Source organism: Myxococcales bacterium (assembly GCA_016706225.1).
Lineage (GTDB): Bacteria > Myxococcota_A > Polyangia > Polyangiales > Polyangiaceae > JADJKB01.
Genome location: JADJKB010000022.1, coordinates 955386 through 970000, shown reverse-complemented (window position 1 = coordinate 970000; position 14615 = coordinate 955386). Strand labels below are relative to the sequence as shown.

The following is a 14615-nucleotide window of genomic DNA, read 5'->3' as shown; positions in this document are numbered from 1 at the left end:
TGTAGGCGATGAGGTGTGGGTAGGAGTGAAAGGCTAATCAAGCCGGGAGATAGCTGGTTCTCGCCGAAATATATTGAGGTATAGCCTCGGATGAATTGCGCCGGAGGTAGAGCACTGAATGGGCTAGGGGTCCTACCAGATTACCAAACCCAATCAAACTCCGAATGCCGGTGACAACTGTCCGGGAGTCAGGCAGCGGGAGATAAGTTCCGTTGCCGAGAGGGAAAGAGCCCAGACCGTCAGCTAAGGTCCCAAAGTCAGAGCTAAGTGTCAAAGGATGTGGGAACGCTTTGACAACCAGGAGGTTGGCTTAGAAGCAGCCATCCTTTAAAGAAAGCGTAATAGCTCACTGGTCAAGCGAGCCCGCGCCGAAAATATAACGGGGCTAAAGCTCTGCACCGAAGCTACGGGCTCTCGCAAGAGAGCGGTAGGCGAGCGTCCTCAAGGAGATACACGGTAGACGGAAACGACTACTAACGGCCTTGAGGAGTGACTATGCAGGCATGAGTAGCGATAAACCGGGTGAGAAACCCGGTCGCCGTAAGCCCAAGGTTTCCTGGGGCAGGATAATCCTCCCATGGGTTAGTCGATCCCTAAGCCGAGGCCGAGAGGCGTAGGTGATGGAAAGCAGGTTAATATTCCTGCACCACTAGGGACAGCATTGAAGCGAGCGGGGACGGAGAAGGGTAGCTCAGCACGGCGCATGGTCGTCCGTGTTCAAGCCCGTAGGCTGAACCACTAGGACTCGATAGAGACAAACGGTGGTTCACTAAGGCCGAGAGGTGATGAGGTCCGGTCTTTTGACCGGGACACTGAGTAATCCCACGCTTCCGAGAAAAGCCGCGCGCAGAGCTCCTCTAGTGATCGTACTGCAAACCGACTCAGGTGGGCGGGGTGAATATCCCAAGGCGCGTGAGAGAACCCTGGTTAAGGAACTCGGCAAATTGACACCGTAACTTCGGGAGAAGGTGTGCCGCTGGCGGTGAGAGGCTTCGCGCCTCGAGCTGTCGGTGGTCGCAGTGAAACGGGAGTTGTGACTGTTTACTAAAAACACAGGACTCTGCGAAGTCGAAAAGACGACGTATAGGGTCTGATGCCTGCCCGGTGCTGGAAGGTTAAGGGGATATGTCAGCGCAAGCCGAAGCATTGAACCGAAGCCCCAGTAAACGGCGGCCGTAACTATAACGGTCCTAAGGTAGCGAAATTCCTTGTCGGGTAAGTTCCGACCTGCACGAATGGCATAACAACATCTCCACTGTCTCGACCAGGGACTCAGCGAAATTGCATCGGGGGTGAAGATGCCCTCTACCCGCGGAAAGACGGAAAGACCCCATGAACCTTCACTGCAACTTGGCAGTGATTTTCGGGTTGTTCTGCGTAGGATAGGTGGGAGGCTTTGAAGCCGGGCTTCTGGGTTCGGTGGAGCCAACGTTGAAATACCACCCTGGATGTTCTGGGAATCTAACCTGCGCCCGTGATCCGGGTGAGGGACACTGCCTGGTGGGCAGTTTGACTGGGGCGGTCGCCTCCTAAAATGTAACGGAGGCGTGCGAAGGTTCCCTCAGCCTGATTGGAAACCAGCCGTAGAGTGCAAACGCATAAGGGAGCTTTACTGTGAGACCGACAGGTCGAGCAGGTGCGAAAGCAGGTGTTAGTGATCCGGTGGTCCCGTATGGAAGGGCCATCGCTCATCGGATAAAAGGTACTCTGGGGATAACAGGCTGATCGCGCCTGAGAGTTCATATCGGCGGCGCGGTTTGGCACCTCGATGTCGGCTCATCGCATCCTGGGGCTGGAGCAGGTCCCAAGGGTTCGGCTGTTCGCCGATTAAAGCGGTACGCGAGCTGGGTTTAAAACGTCGTGAGACAGTTTGGTCCCTATCTTCCGTGGGCGTAGGACACTTGAGAGGAGCTGCCCATAGTACGAGAGGACCTGGGTGGACGTACCTCTGGTGTTCCGGTTGTCACGCCAGTGGCATAGCCGGGTAGCCATGTACGGAACGGATAACCGCTGAAAGCATATAAGCGGGAAGCCGGCCTCAAGACTAGGTGTCCCTGCCGTAAGGCACTAAAGGCCCCTTGTAGACTACAAGGTTGATAGGCCGGGTGTGGAAGCGCTGCAAGGCGCGGAGCTAACCGGTCCTAATAGGCCGTGCGGCTTGATCATCTCTCTAAGGCACTATTGTAGTTGGCGCCCGGAGTCCGGGCGACGAGACACGACCTCAACGCAAGTTGAAAGTCGTCTCGTCACGCGAGCCAAGCACACGTGTGTGTCGCTCCTCGAGCGCAAGCTCGAAGGGAGCAGCTAGGCAATGAACGCAAAAACGCCCAACAGATCACGGTGGCGATATCGAGGAGGCCACACCCGATCCCATCCCGAACTCGGAAGTTAAGCTCCTCGGAGCCGATGGTACTGCACGGATTCCCGTGTGGGAGAGTAGGACGCTGCCGGGTTAATACCCCAAAAGCCTCAGGCCAAAAGCCTGGGGCTTTTGCATTTTGTTTTCGCGCGCCCACCGGGACGCGCCGCGAGCGGCTCGAGCGTTTGCCCGGAGCCTGGGGCGGTTTTGGGCCCCGCGCGCACTCTGGCGGTAACCTCTCGGCGACCCAATGCAACGGCGCTCTTGGCTCAAGCTCGGCGGCGGACTGATCGCCGGAGCGGCGCTGGCTGCCGTCGTCGGGTTTGGTCCGGTGGTTCGCTCGCGCGCCACCGAGCAGGCTGCCAGGCGTGGAGCGACGCTCGAGATCGGCTCCGTGAGACCCGGTGTGGGTCGTGTATGGCTCCGCAACGTGACGGCTCGCCTGCCCGACGTGCCCGCGGTCGAGGTCAGCCTCGACGCCGTGGAGGTCCGGCTGGGCGCGTCCCTGTCGCCGCAGGCGCTGGTGGCCCACGGTGGACAGCTACGCATCCGCGGCAGCTTCGACGAGGTCTCGCAGCAGCTCGCTGCTTGGCGCGCCAAGCGAGCGAACGATGCTGGCGGCAGAGGCGGGGGTGCGCCGTATTCGGTCGATGGACTCACGGTTCAGTGGGATGCAGTTCGGGAGGGCAGCGCGCCGCAGTACGCTTGGGGCGCTCGTTATTCGAAGAACGGCGAGACCGAAGAGCTCGCGGTCGACTTGATGCGCGTGGCGTTCGACGGCGTGAGCCTGGAGGTCAGCGGGGGGCGGATCGCCTTGGGTCGCCGAGACGGGCACCGGGTGATCGAACGACTGACGACGGATTCGGCGAATCTCGTGGCGGATCTCTCGGCGGAGGCGCTGGACAAACGCTTGCCGCTGCCGAAACCAGTCGCCGGCTCGGGCCCCAAGGGCAAAGGAGTCGGCTCCGACGCGGGACCGAACAAAGCGCCGGACCACTGGGATAGCGCGTCGCTCATCGATCCCGAGCGTGGAGCCCGAGCTCGGAAGTCCTTCGCGCGCCTCGCCACACTCGCCGCAGACGCCCTGCCGGTCGATTCCGAGCTGGACCTGGGCGGCCTGCGCGCTCGCCTGCTTCGGGGCTCCGAGGCCCTCAACGTGGGGCCCGCGCGGCTGAGGATCGTGCGCGGGGCGGAGCAGGTGTCCGTCTCCTTGGCGCCAACCGCAGACGCCGAGAGCGCGCTCCGTCTGGGATTGGACGTGCCGATTGGAGACGGGCCGGTCAAAGCCAATGTCGAGGGAGGGCCCGTGAGCTTGGCGGCTCTGGGGGTGCAGGAAGGCGACTTCGGCCTACTGGATGTGTCCAAAGCCACCCTCGCTGCCCGGGCCAACCTGACCCTGGCTGCCGATGGTCATGAGCTGACCTTCGTGGGCAACACCAAGCTCGCGCAGCTTGCGGCCAACAAGAAGTGGTTGGCTCCCGGCCCCGTGCGCGGGCTCACGCTCGCCTTGCAAGGCCGCGCCGTCCTGGCGCTGGACGGCACGCGCCTCACGATCGAGGACGGCCAGCTGGAGGTAGGCAAGGTGCGCCTCGACCTGAAAGGTGAGCTCCAGCAGACCAAGGACTACAAGAAGGTCTGGCTCGAGGGCGGGATGCCACTGGCGTCTTGTCAGTCGATGCTCGACGCAACACCCGAAGGCCTGATGCCGCTGCTTTCCGGAACGCGGCTGACCGGTACCTTCTCGCTGACCGGCAAGCTCGAGGTCGACACGCGGGCGCTCGACAAGATGGTCACCAGATGGTCGAGCGTGAACGAGTGCAGGATCACCGGAGCGCCGGCCGACATCGCGCCGAGTCGCTTCTCTCACTCGTGGACCCGGGAGGTGCTCGATGTCACCGGACGGCTCGTTCAAACTCAGAGTGGCCCCGGAACCCTGGGCTGGGTTCCGAAGGGCTCCATCTCGAAACACATGGATACGGCAGTCCTGATCTGCGAGGACGGCGCGTTCTTCCGTCATCGCGGCTTCGATCAGGAGGCGATCCAGAACTCGATTCGCGAGAACGTGAAGGCGGGGCGGTTCGTGCGCGGCGCCAGTACCATCAGCATGCAGACCGCGAAAAACCTGTATCTTTCGCGGGAAAAGACCCTGTCGCGCAAGCTTCAGGAGGCCGTGCTCACCCACCTGCTCGAGCAGGAACTGTCGAAGGATCAGATCCTCGAACTCTACCTGAACGTGATCGAGTTTGGTCCGGGCATCTACGGCATCGGGCCCGCCGCCGCGTACTATTTCAATTCGACTCCGAGCCAGCTTTCTCTGGGGCAAGCGCTGTATCTGGCGAGCATTCTTCCGAACCCCAAGCGCCAATACTTCGGGGCAGATGGTGCGGTCACACCCGGCTGGTCGAACTACCTGCGCAAGCTCATGCGCATTGCAGCCAAGATCCATCGCATCAGCGAAGGCGAGCTCGAAGATGCGCTCGCTGAGCAGGTGACGTTCAAGAAGCCGAACTCGCCGCGCATCGGGGTCGATGGCGAGCTCATTCCGGAAGGCGTCGACGCCGAGGGGCCGCCGCTCGAATCCGAGCAGACCGTGGAGTGAGTCGCGACGGAGCGGAGTTCACTCGGCGCGTCGGAAGGGTCGTGTTCACTTCTCGCCGGCCGCCCGCAGCTTGGCGAAAAACGCACTCAGGCGCCCGGCGCACTCGTCGCGGCGCACGCCAGCTTCGACCGTGAAGCGGTGGTTGAGGCGCGCGTCACGGCCGATCTCGAACAGACTGTCGATGGCGCCGGCCTTGGGATCTGCGGCGCCGTAGACCAAACGGCCCACGCGAGCGTTGACCAGAGCCCCTGCACACATCGGGCAAGGTTCCAGGGTCGCGTAGACGGTGGCGCCCTCCAGCCGCCAGTGCCCGATTGCCAGCGCCGCCTCTCGCAACGCCAAGATCTCCGCGTGGGCGGTGGGATCGGCGTCGAGCTCACGGCGATTGTGCGCCCGCGCGAGCGGGTTGCCGGCCGCGTCGACGATCACGCAGCCGATCGGCACGTCGGCGTGTTCTTCGGCGAGGTCGGCCTCGGCCAGGGCCTGGCCCATCCAGTCGTGATCGTTCTGGCTCATGGCCCCGCCCTCCCCCGGGAGGCAGGTCTCTGGCGCACCCGGCATGATTCGAACATGCGACCCTCGGTTCCGTAGACCGATGCTCTATCCAGCTGAGCTACGGGTGCTTGGCGGGGCGCTTCATAGCACGGTGGCGCCAGGGCTCAACTGAACAAACGCCCGACCCCTGCGCCCTCCGCAGGCCCGGAATGAGCCAAATCACGGCCGGGCTAAGCTTCGGGGGTCGTGCCGAAACTCTCTCCCATCACCCTCTGCGGATCACTCTCGCTCCACCCCGTTCTGCTCGGCGCCGCGATGCATCGCGCGGGTTACGAAGCGCTGGGCCTGCCGTTCGTGTACGTCCCCTTTGCGGTCGAGGAGAGTGACCTCGTTGGTGCACTCGCGGGCATGCGCGCGCTCGGCATCCGAGGCTTCGGAGTTTCGATGCCCTTCAAGCTGTCGATCATCCCGCTGCTCGACGCGATCGACCCGCTGGCTGAGCGCATCGGCGCCGTGAATACCGTCGTGAACGACGACGGCCGGCTCACCGGCTACAACACGGATGCGTGGGGCGCCGAACGGGCGCTGGCTGAAGCCCTGCCTTTGGCGGGGAAGCGTGTGGTCGTGATCGGTGCCGGCGGCGCCGCGCGTGCTGCAGCGTTCGGATTCAACGCGGCTGGGATGCGGGTTCACATCGTCAATCGAACTCGGGAGAAGGCAGAGGCGCTCGCGCGTGCTGTCGGCGGCGACGACAAGACCGTCGGCGCGGGCGGGCTCGCTGAGCTCGAGAAGCTCGACGTCGATGCGGTGGTGAACTGCTCCTCGGCCGGCATGGCCGAGTACGGTGACGAGGTCTTGGCGCCCAAGCGATTGCTGCGACCCGGCATGGTGGTGATGGACATCGTGTACAAACCGATTCGCACCCCGCTGCTCGTCGCCGCAGAGCGCGCCGGAGCACGGACCGTCCACGGTGGCCGGATGCTCCTCCACCAGGCTTGTCGGCAGTTCGAGCTCTACACGGGGCGGGATGCGCCGGCCGAAGCACTGGACGCGGCGCTGGAGCGCTCCATCGGCCCCTGAGCCCGATCCTGGGTCGAGCTTCGCAACTATTTCATACCCCTCGATCAGGCATGACTCCAATGCCAGAGCGGGTCCAACGGGGCGCCCGCAGGCTTGCCAATCTGTCTAATAATTACCTGCATTTATGAGTCGCCGTGACACCCTGGCACGCTCACTGCAAAGAGCGTTGCGGCTTGGATCTAGCGGAGCGCTCAGCCGCTCTGCTCTTAGGCGCTTGTGCTTGGACGCCCCGGGGATGGGGTGCTGGAAAAACGTCAGCTTTCTTAGCTTTCTCTTCTTTCTTCGCTTCTCACTTCACTTCGCTTCTCGCTTCACTTCACTTGCCCCGTCTGCGGACGTTTCGCTCTCGCGCGGTGGTTCTTGCAAAGCCCGGTGGTAACCCCGCCGGGTTTTTTGCTTGTGCGCCCAGCATGGGCGCTGTCTTGCGGGTGCAAGTCCCGTCGGAAGGAGGTCATCCCGATCGAAGCGAACCGCAACTGCGGAAGGGAGACCGACCGTGGGAAGGAAGGGGGAGCGAAACCGCAGGCCGATGTACAAGAACCGGATCCGAGGCGACGCCGAGCGGGGCGAGCGAGCAAGTGACCGCGAAGCTCCGATGACCAAGCTCAGGCGGCGTAAATCCGGCGGTCGTGCGGTGAAGGACAGCGTTCTTACCTGGGGAGATCTCGCCTCACGCTCGAAAGGGTGACGCAGCAGCGGCGCGAGAAGTCAGCCGAGGTCGTAGTAGCCGGCGGCGGCGAAGGACCGAACGAAGAGGAGAGCGAAACGACCGTGGGTCTCGAAGGCAAACGGCCTCAGATGTCCAGGCAACTGGAGCTGCCGCTGGTGGGTAGGGGTGAAGCCCCGAGAGGAAAGCGGAGCGAGGAAGCGCCGACGGCGACGTACGGAGACGAGCGCTCGGGAACGAGTGACTTGATGGAACGGGTGGTCAGCCGCCGGAACCTTCAAGCCGCGCTGAAGCGAGTGAGGAAGAACAAGGGTAGTCCCGGCATCGATGGGATGACGGTCGATGAGCTGCCCAACCATCTGCGCGCCCACTGGGCCGAGCTTCGCGAGCATTTGCTTTCGGGGACGTACCAGCCCGCGCCGGTGAGGCAGCGGCTCATCGAGAAACGAGGCGGTGGGGTGCGCGAGCTTGGCATCCCGACCGTGCTCGACCGATTCATTCAGCAAGCCCTGTTGCAGGTCTTGCAGCCAAGATTCGACCCGAGCTTCTCGGAGCACAGCCACGGTTTCCGGCCGCGGCGCGGCGCACACGACGCTGTGCGTGAGGCGCAGCGCTACGTGCGGGAAGGCCGACGCTGGGTGGTAGACGTGGATATGCTCATGGGCAAGCTCGCAAAGCGAATCGAGGACAAGCGAATACTGGGACTGATTCGCCACTACCTCGACGCCGGTATCATGGCGAACGGGGTGGTCGTGGAGCGGCACGAGGGAACGCCACAAGGCGGTCCCTTGTCTCCGCTCTTGGCGAACACGCTTCTCGACGAAGTAGACAAGGAGTTGGAGAAACGCGGGCACGCCTTCGTGCGCTACGCCGACGACTGCAACGTTTACGTGCGGTCCAAGCGTGCGGGCGAGCGCGTAATGGGGCTGCTACAGCGGCTCTACGCGAAGCTCCGACTCCAAATCAACGAGTCGAAGAGCGCCGTGGCGCGGGTGTGGAACCGCAAACTGCTCGGCTACTCCCTCTGGGTGGCGCCGGGTGGCGTGGTGAAGCACCGGGTTGCGGACAAAGCCCTGACGACGATGAAGGAACGGGTACGGCTCATCACGAGACGAACTCGTGGGCGGAGCATCGAGCAGGTCGTGGCCGAGCTGCGAGGTTACCTGGTCGGGTGGAAGGGGTACTTCTGCCTGCCAATACGCCCCGCATCTTCAACGACCTCGACGAATGGATCCGCCATCGCCTGCGAGCGATCCACCTCAAGCAATGGAAGCGAGGGCGTACCATCTACCGCGAGCTGCGTCTCCGAGGTCTCTCGAACGCGCCGCGGCCCAGGTGGCCGCCAACGGCCGGCGCTGGTGGAGAAACTCGGCCATGGCGATCCACATCGCACTTCCCAACGAGCTTTTCGACGCGCTGGGTGTGCCCCGGCTCGCCGCGTAGCCTCAACTCTTCGAACCGCCCGGTGCGGACCCGCATGCCGGGTGGTGTGGGAGGGGTCCCCGAGGCAAACTCTCGGGGCCCCTATCCCGATTGCCGACTCCCGATCGCAGCCGCCGCAGCGTCAGTGAAGTTTAGGCAGCCCAAACAGCCCGCCGTTGGGTGACTCGGCGTGGCAACGCTCACACAGCGTCAGCACGCCGTGTTCATCCGGGCGTCCGTCGGGCTGGTACGCAGAGTAGCTCCAGCCGTTCTGCCGCCGCTCCATGACGTAGACCGGGCCAGGATCGCCAGATTTCTCGCGTTTGTGGAACGCCGCGATCACGGAACCCTCCGGCAGCGTGCTCCCGGGGTGCAGGCTCAGATAAGCGGCCCGCGCACTCTCGCTGACCCGCACGTCCATGAGCAATCCGGCAGTGCCATGACCGCGTGATGCGAACGCAGCCGCGTTGACCGGTGACCACGCCGATACCTCTTCGAAGCGCGACCACGGCAGCACCGGCCGACGAACCACGGGCTTTGCATGCGCCTGCGATGGCCGTGGGCGCTCTTCTGGCGGACGCCCGCCTGCGCACGCCGGCACGGCGAAACAGAGCAGGACGAGAGGCACGTTGGCTGCGCGCAGGCGAGGTGCATGGTACCACGATGACGCGTATGTCGCGCGGCCAGGTCGTGTTTGCTCTCGCGTTCGCTGGCTGCGCCACGGCCGCGTCGCCGCCGAAACCCGCCGCGAGTCCGGCAGTGAACGACGACTCCGTGGCTGCGAGTGCGTCAGCGGACGAAGGCGAGCCGCTGAAAGTGTCCCCGCGCGGCTGGCTGGGTGTCGAGGTCAGCGTGTCTCCGGACGCCGACGGCGGCGTGTTCGTTCGAGGCATCCTGCGCGGTTCGCCCGCGGAGCTCGCTGGCTTGCAGGCGGGTGACCGCATCCTGAAGCTCGGCGGGGCTCCCGTGGTGACCCCCGGGGACGTCGTGCGCCTGGTCAGCGAGCGGGAGCCCGGCGTGCGCCTGCCGGTCGTGGTTCGCCGCGCGGGGGCCGAACGCTTGCTCGCCGTGAAGTTGGGCTCCGCTCCCGACGTGGACGGCGTGATGAGGATGAGCTTCGTCGACGCCGCCGCGCCGCGGCTCGACGCGCTGGAGACCGTTCAGGGCAGCATCGAGCCAAGTCTGTCGGCGCTCCGCGGCCAGGTCGTCGTGCTCGAGTTCTGGGCATCGTGGTGTGGAGTGTGCCGGTTTCTCGTGCCGAAGATGAACGAGTGGCACGCGCGTTACTCAGCCCAGGGTGTGGTGGTGCTGGGGATCACGATGGACGCGGTGGTGCCGGCCTCTCGAGCGGCCTCGCAGCTCGGGATCCTGTATCCGGTGGCCTCGGATCACAGCGGCAAGACAACCGTGGCGTACCGCGCCAACGCGCTGCCTACCCTGTTCGTGATCGACAAACGCGGCGTCGTCCGCGACGTCCTCGTCGGTTACTCGTCGGGTCGCATCGCCGAGCTGGAAGGGTTGGTTCAGCGGCTCACCGACGAGCGTTGAGCACCAGCGCCCAAGCCGGGTTAGGCTTCGCTCGTGGGCATCACGCACAGGATTGCCGCGGCGTGCGCCGCGATGCTCGTGACTCTGCCGGCGTTGGCACAGGTCGACGTGGGCATGTTGAGCCGCGCGATCGGGAAGAGCGCTGCAGCCCGTCCGCTCTCGGTGCTGGTGGAGCTGCCAGCGGGCGCCAAGACACCGCCGGGCTTGGTGCGCCTGTCCCCGGGGTTCTCGGGGTTCCACGGAACAATCGCTACCATCGGGGAGTTGGCCGCGAGTCACCCGGATTGGAAGCTCAGCTGGGCGCCGCCGCGCCGCACCTTGCTGAACGCCGCAGACGACACCACCCGCGCCGCGATCTTCAGGGACTTCACCGGTCTCACCGGGAAGGGCGTCGTGGTTGGCATCGTAGACACCGGGTTCGATCCGAAACACCCGGATCTTCGGGATGCCGCCGGGAAGTCCCGCGTGGCCTGGGCGCTCGACCTTTCGCGACAGCCTTACGGCGCTCACGCCGATCTCGAGGCCGACTATGGGTGCACTGGCGGCGCGGGTTACTCGTGCGCGGTCTTTTCATCGGCGGACCTCGACGAGCTGATGCTTGCGGACTCGGCACAGCTGCCGCGCGACACACTCGGGCACGGCACTCATGTGGCGTCGCTCGCAGCCGGCAACGGCTTGTCACAGACTCCACCGAAATATGTGGGCATCGCGCCGGAAGCGACGATCGTCGGCGTGCGTGTGACGCGCACGGGTGAGGGTTCGATCCTGGATCCGGACGTGCTGCTCGCGACCCGCTTCGTCTTCGAGCGGGCAAAAGAACTGGGCATGCCGGCGGTCGTGAACCTCAGTTTGGGCAGCGATTTCGGCGGCCACGATGGCCTTACGCCGCTCGAGCGGGGGTTGTCCGAGTTCGTCGGGCAGAGCCAGCCTGGGCGCGCGATCGTCGTCGCCGCCGGCAACAGCGGAGGGATCTACGGCAACCTCTTTCCGCCCTACCCGCCGCCGTTCGGGATCCACACCGAGGTTCACGTGCCTCGCGAGTCGAGTGTGCGGGTTCCGATCATCTCCCCACCCGTGGGCAAGAGCAGCACCAACGCCACGATCTACGTCTGGATCAGCGCTCGCCCCGGCGACAGCCTGGAGGTCGGCGTCGACGACGAAGATGGCGAGTGGATTGAACCGCTGGGTCCGGGCCACGGCGCCAGTTACTCCGACGCGGGTGTCGAGGTGACGATTCTGAATCAAGTGAGTGGTGAAGGCAGCCCCATCACGGGTGGCTCCAACGGCGCCGTCGTAGTGCTCGATGGCACCTGGAAGAGCGGGACCACTTTCGCAGTGCGCCTCGAGGGGCACGGCACGGCGCGGCTGTGGCTCCAGAGCGAGGGGGATCTCGCGCAGGGCGCCTCCGGACCGGGCGCGCTCTTCCCGCGCGCGAGCAAGGAGGGGACCATCGGCATCCCGGCTACCGGCGCGGATCTCATCGCGGTCGGCGCGACCGTCAATCGCGTCGCCTGGACGGATCGCAAGGGTGAGCACATCGGGCTCGAGTCGCTGGGGGCGCTCACGAACCCGAAGTCCGACTCGTCCGCTTATTTCAGCGGTGCCGGGCCCAACTCTCTCGGGCAAATGAAGCCCGACTTGGTGGCGCCCGGCGCGTTCGTGATCGGCGCCATGTCGTCGCTGGCGGACCCTGCGACGAACGGCGGGGGCGGCCTGTTCGCCGGCGGAAGCGTGTGCGGTGACCGGCCCGGATGCCTCGTCGTCGATGACTTTCACGCACTGTCGAGCGGCACGTCGATGGCCGCCCCGATCGTGTCCGGCGCCGTCGCCCTGCTGCTCGAGCGTGATCCCAACCTCGACCAAGGGCGATTGCGGACTTTGCTTCAAGCCGGCGCACGTTCGCTCGATGGTGTGGTCCTGCTCGAACAGCAGACCGGTCCGGGCGAGCTCGATCTGCTCGGAACCCTCGCGGTCATGGACGCGGAGAAGTCGCCGCTCGCAACCGTGCCCGACGCGAGCGAGAGCTGGCTGGCGCTGGCAAGCTCGTACGTTCATCCCGATCCCGAGTGGCCCGTCGAGGCGGTGCTCGAGCTGCGAACGGATGAAAAGAACATCGTCGATGGGTTCGAGCCGTCACGCCTCGCGCTGCAGGTCTCGGGGGGTCGTGCCGTGTTGCCGTTGACGCGGATTGCGCCGGGCCTCTGGCGTTTTTCGGCGGTACCGAATGCGGCCTCCGGCGGTGGGGTGCTCTCACTCCGGCTGACCTTCGACGGCCAGACTTTCCTCGAGCGAAAGCTGCCGATCGCGGTGGACCGAGGTGTGGCTGACGGCGGCGTCGACGCGCGCGGGGGCTGTGAGGTCAGCGGCCGAAGCACGAATTCCGTCCAGATCTGGGCTCTTTTCTTGGCTTCGATCCTTTTGGGCCGGCGGCGCATCAGAAGGCGTCGAGCGTGAAGAGGTCTCTCGTCTGTGTTGTTCTCTGGCTGGCCGCCTGCGCGGAGCAGCCCGCCTCGCCGCCCGAGTCTGCCCCTCGGCCGCCGGTAGCGACTGCGCCAACGTCAGCGCCTGCGGCGCCGCCGGTGTCGACGGCCAGCAGCCCTGCGCCGCCGAACGCCGCCGACGCGAGTCCACCTCCGCTCTCGACACCCAACGCCCTCGCGCTGCCGACGGATGACGCCGGCCCAGAAGCAGCTCCTCTGAACCTTGGAAGCTCGCGCACCCAAGCCCTGCGTCGCATCGCGGTTCACGCGCAGAACTGCCACGCTCGGCATGCGCCTGGCATCAAGGGCCGGCTCACCTTGAGGGTCACCCCCGACTCCAGTGGCGCGGTTGCCAAGCTGAGCATCGACAAATCCAAGACGTCCGCGGAGCTTCGTCTGGCAGCGTTCGAGAGCTGTGTGCTCGACGCGGTGAAAAAGGAGACACTCTGGCCCGCACGAGATGCCGACGACCAGGTCGAACTACCGCTGACCTTCGATCCCTGAGTCAAATCTGGGTGAGGTAGACGGTGCAGCCGTGGGGCTCGAACGGTGAGTAGTCCGGATCGAAGGGATGAGACAGGGATACACCGCCGAGGTTGGTGCCGACGATCAAGACTCCGTGGGCCCCGTCGAGGTCGGTCAGTGTCTGCTGCACCTGAGTGCCTCGCTCCACGAACGGGGCATAGATCCGGGATAACTCCCGCCCTTCGGCGTCCACGCGCACGATCGCCCACTGAAACGAGACGGGTGATTCCCACTCTGCCTGGAACGCCAGTTCCTTGTCGCCGAGTGGCCGATCGACCTCGAGCCAGACGTACATGGCGCCGGTGGGTTCGATGGGACGGAGTGACGCTACCCGCCGCGGCAAGCTCGAGAGCTTGATCGACCAGTCGTAGCGAACGCGGCCGAAGTCGCCGGACCACTCGAGCTGAGGCAGGTGCTCGCCGTCGTCTCTTGCGCCCAAGAAACCGCGTGTCACTGCGAAGCCGGAGAGCAGCATGGCAGCGTCACGCGGTTTGTCGTCCAGCGCGCGCCGCAGCACGTCGAACACGTCCGGCGAGTTGTTCCAGAGCAAACCCCGCGGTTCGGTCTTGCTCGCAGCGATCGACATCAGATTCGTCGCGAGTGTGCCGGGGTATCCGGTGCCGCGACTGGCCTCGAGATACTCGAACCAAAGACCCGCGCCCTCCGACGACTCGTTCAGCTCGCGGCTGGCGATGGCGCGTTCGGGGTGAGCCTGCACCTCGTCGATCGCTTCCATGTCCGCGCTCGTGGGCGCGGCAATCAAGCTCCAGAGGTGACTGGCATAAGCGCGGCGCAGGTGTGGGGTTTCGGCGGGGTCGAGTCCGAGCCCGATGGCTTCCCCGACGCAGAGCGCGGCCTCGCGCTCGAGCAAGCGGTGCTCTGCGTCGCCAACCAGGCAAAATCCCGCGGCTTGGTCGAACAGTCTCGTGACCTGCGGCTCCACTCCGATGCGCAGGCGACTCGTGTCACTCGTGAGGTAGAGGTCGAGGTGATCGCTGCCACCCATGCCCGCGTCCGACAGCGGGCGCGGCAGTCGGAGGACCTCGACCAGTCGCCCGTAGGCGTTCTCGAGCGCCGACAGCGCCCGGAGCGCGCGCTCGGGGCTCGTGTTCGCGCTGCGATGGACACACACCGGATAGCGGAACGAGCAGCCCGGACTCTCGACGTCGGCCGGGCGTGACACCGGTGATCGGACCGTCGCGCCCGTTGGCAGCCACGGGTCGGTCTGAACCGGCGCCTTCTTCTGGACGGCTCCACCGCCAAAGAGAAGCGGTGCTTCCCGCTTGGTTTCAGCGCGCGCCCAGCCGGTCCACACGCTAAAAAGCAGCGCAAAAGCCAGCCACCGGCGCGATTGCCCCGGATCCGACGGAGAATTGACACGCTCTCGCACGGCCGACCTATACTGGCACACCCCGCGAGGGGCTCCCTTTCCACGAGGTA

Annotated in this window: 8 protein-coding genes, 1 tRNA gene, 2 rRNA genes and 1 pseudogene (1 of these 12 only partly in view); 8 read left to right on the top strand and 4 right to left on the bottom strand. The window is 65.0% G+C overall.

Annotation, left to right across the window (positions count from 1 at the left end; translation table 11 throughout):
- The 3 genes from IPI67_35260 to IPI67_35250 all read left to right on the top strand — a co-directional run.
- Positions 1-2166, top strand: a 23S ribosomal RNA gene (locus tag IPI67_35260); it begins 844 nt to the left of the window's first position.
- A 170-nt stretch (positions 2167-2336) separates the two neighbouring features.
- Positions 2337-2453: ribosomal RNA gene (gene rrf, locus IPI67_35255) — 5S ribosomal RNA — on the top strand.
- Positions 2454-2609: 156 nt separating this feature from the next.
- Positions 2610-4958, top strand: a complete 2349-nt coding sequence (locus tag IPI67_35250; GenBank protein MBK7585435.1) for a transglycosylase domain-containing protein — start codon at positions 2610-2612, stop codon at positions 4956-4958.
- 45 nt (positions 4959-5003) lie between these two features.
- Here IPI67_35250 and IPI67_35245 read toward each other — a convergent pair whose 3' ends face one another.
- Both IPI67_35245 and IPI67_35240 read right to left on the bottom strand, forming a co-directional pair.
- Positions 5004-5450, bottom strand: a complete 447-nt coding sequence (locus IPI67_35245) for a nucleoside deaminase (protein ID MBK7585434.1) — start codon at positions 5448-5450, stop codon at positions 5004-5006.
- A gap of 54 nt (positions 5451-5504) precedes the next feature.
- Positions 5505-5581, bottom strand: a tRNA-Arg gene (locus tag IPI67_35240).
- A 187-nt stretch (positions 5582-5768) separates the two neighbouring features.
- On the opposite strand from IPI67_35240, the gene IPI67_35235 reads away from it, so the two are divergent.
- Together IPI67_35235 and ltrA are read left to right on the top strand one after the other, a co-directional pair.
- Complete coding sequence (locus IPI67_35235; protein ID MBK7585433.1) at positions 5769-6533, top strand: shikimate dehydrogenase; 765 nt, start codon at positions 5769-5771, stop codon at positions 6531-6533.
- Between the two features lie 999 nt (positions 6534-7532).
- Positions 7533-8643 (top strand): annotated as a pseudogene (gene ltrA, locus IPI67_35230) (group II intron reverse transcriptase/maturase).
- Positions 8644-8764: 121 nt separating this feature from the next.
- Here the strand turns inward: ltrA and IPI67_35225 are convergent.
- Positions 8765-9154, bottom strand: coding sequence for a hypothetical protein (locus IPI67_35225; GenBank protein ID MBK7585432.1), 390 nt, complete (start codon positions 9152-9154; stop codon positions 8765-8767).
- 131 nt (positions 9155-9285) lie between these two features.
- Here IPI67_35225 and IPI67_35220 point away from each other — a divergent pair, with 131 nt between their 5' ends.
- Genes IPI67_35220 through IPI67_35210 form a run of 3 tightly spaced genes read left to right on the top strand, consistent with a single transcriptional unit; the run spans position 9286 to position 13154 of the window.
- Complete coding sequence (locus IPI67_35220) at positions 9286-10170, top strand: redoxin domain-containing protein (GenBank protein ID MBK7585431.1); 885 nt, start codon at positions 9286-9288, stop codon at positions 10168-10170.
- Positions 10171-10203: 33 nt separating this feature from the next.
- Positions 10204-12624, top strand: coding sequence for a S8 family serine peptidase (locus tag IPI67_35215; protein MBK7585430.1), 2421 nt, complete (start codon positions 10204-10206; stop codon positions 12622-12624).
- Positions 12621-13154 carry a hypothetical protein gene (locus IPI67_35210; GenBank protein ID MBK7585429.1) on the top strand — a complete coding sequence of 178 codons (534 nt, stop codon included), beginning with the start codon at positions 12621-12623 and terminating at the stop codon, positions 13152-13154. Before IPI67_35215 ends, IPI67_35210 begins: the two co-directional genes overlap by 4 nt.
- 1 nt (position 13155) lies before the next feature.
- Here IPI67_35210 and IPI67_35205 read toward each other — a convergent pair whose 3' ends face one another.
- Positions 13156-14565, bottom strand: coding sequence for a hypothetical protein (locus IPI67_35205; protein MBK7585428.1), 1410 nt, complete (start codon positions 14563-14565; stop codon positions 13156-13158).
- Positions 14566-14615: the final 50 nt, after the last annotated feature.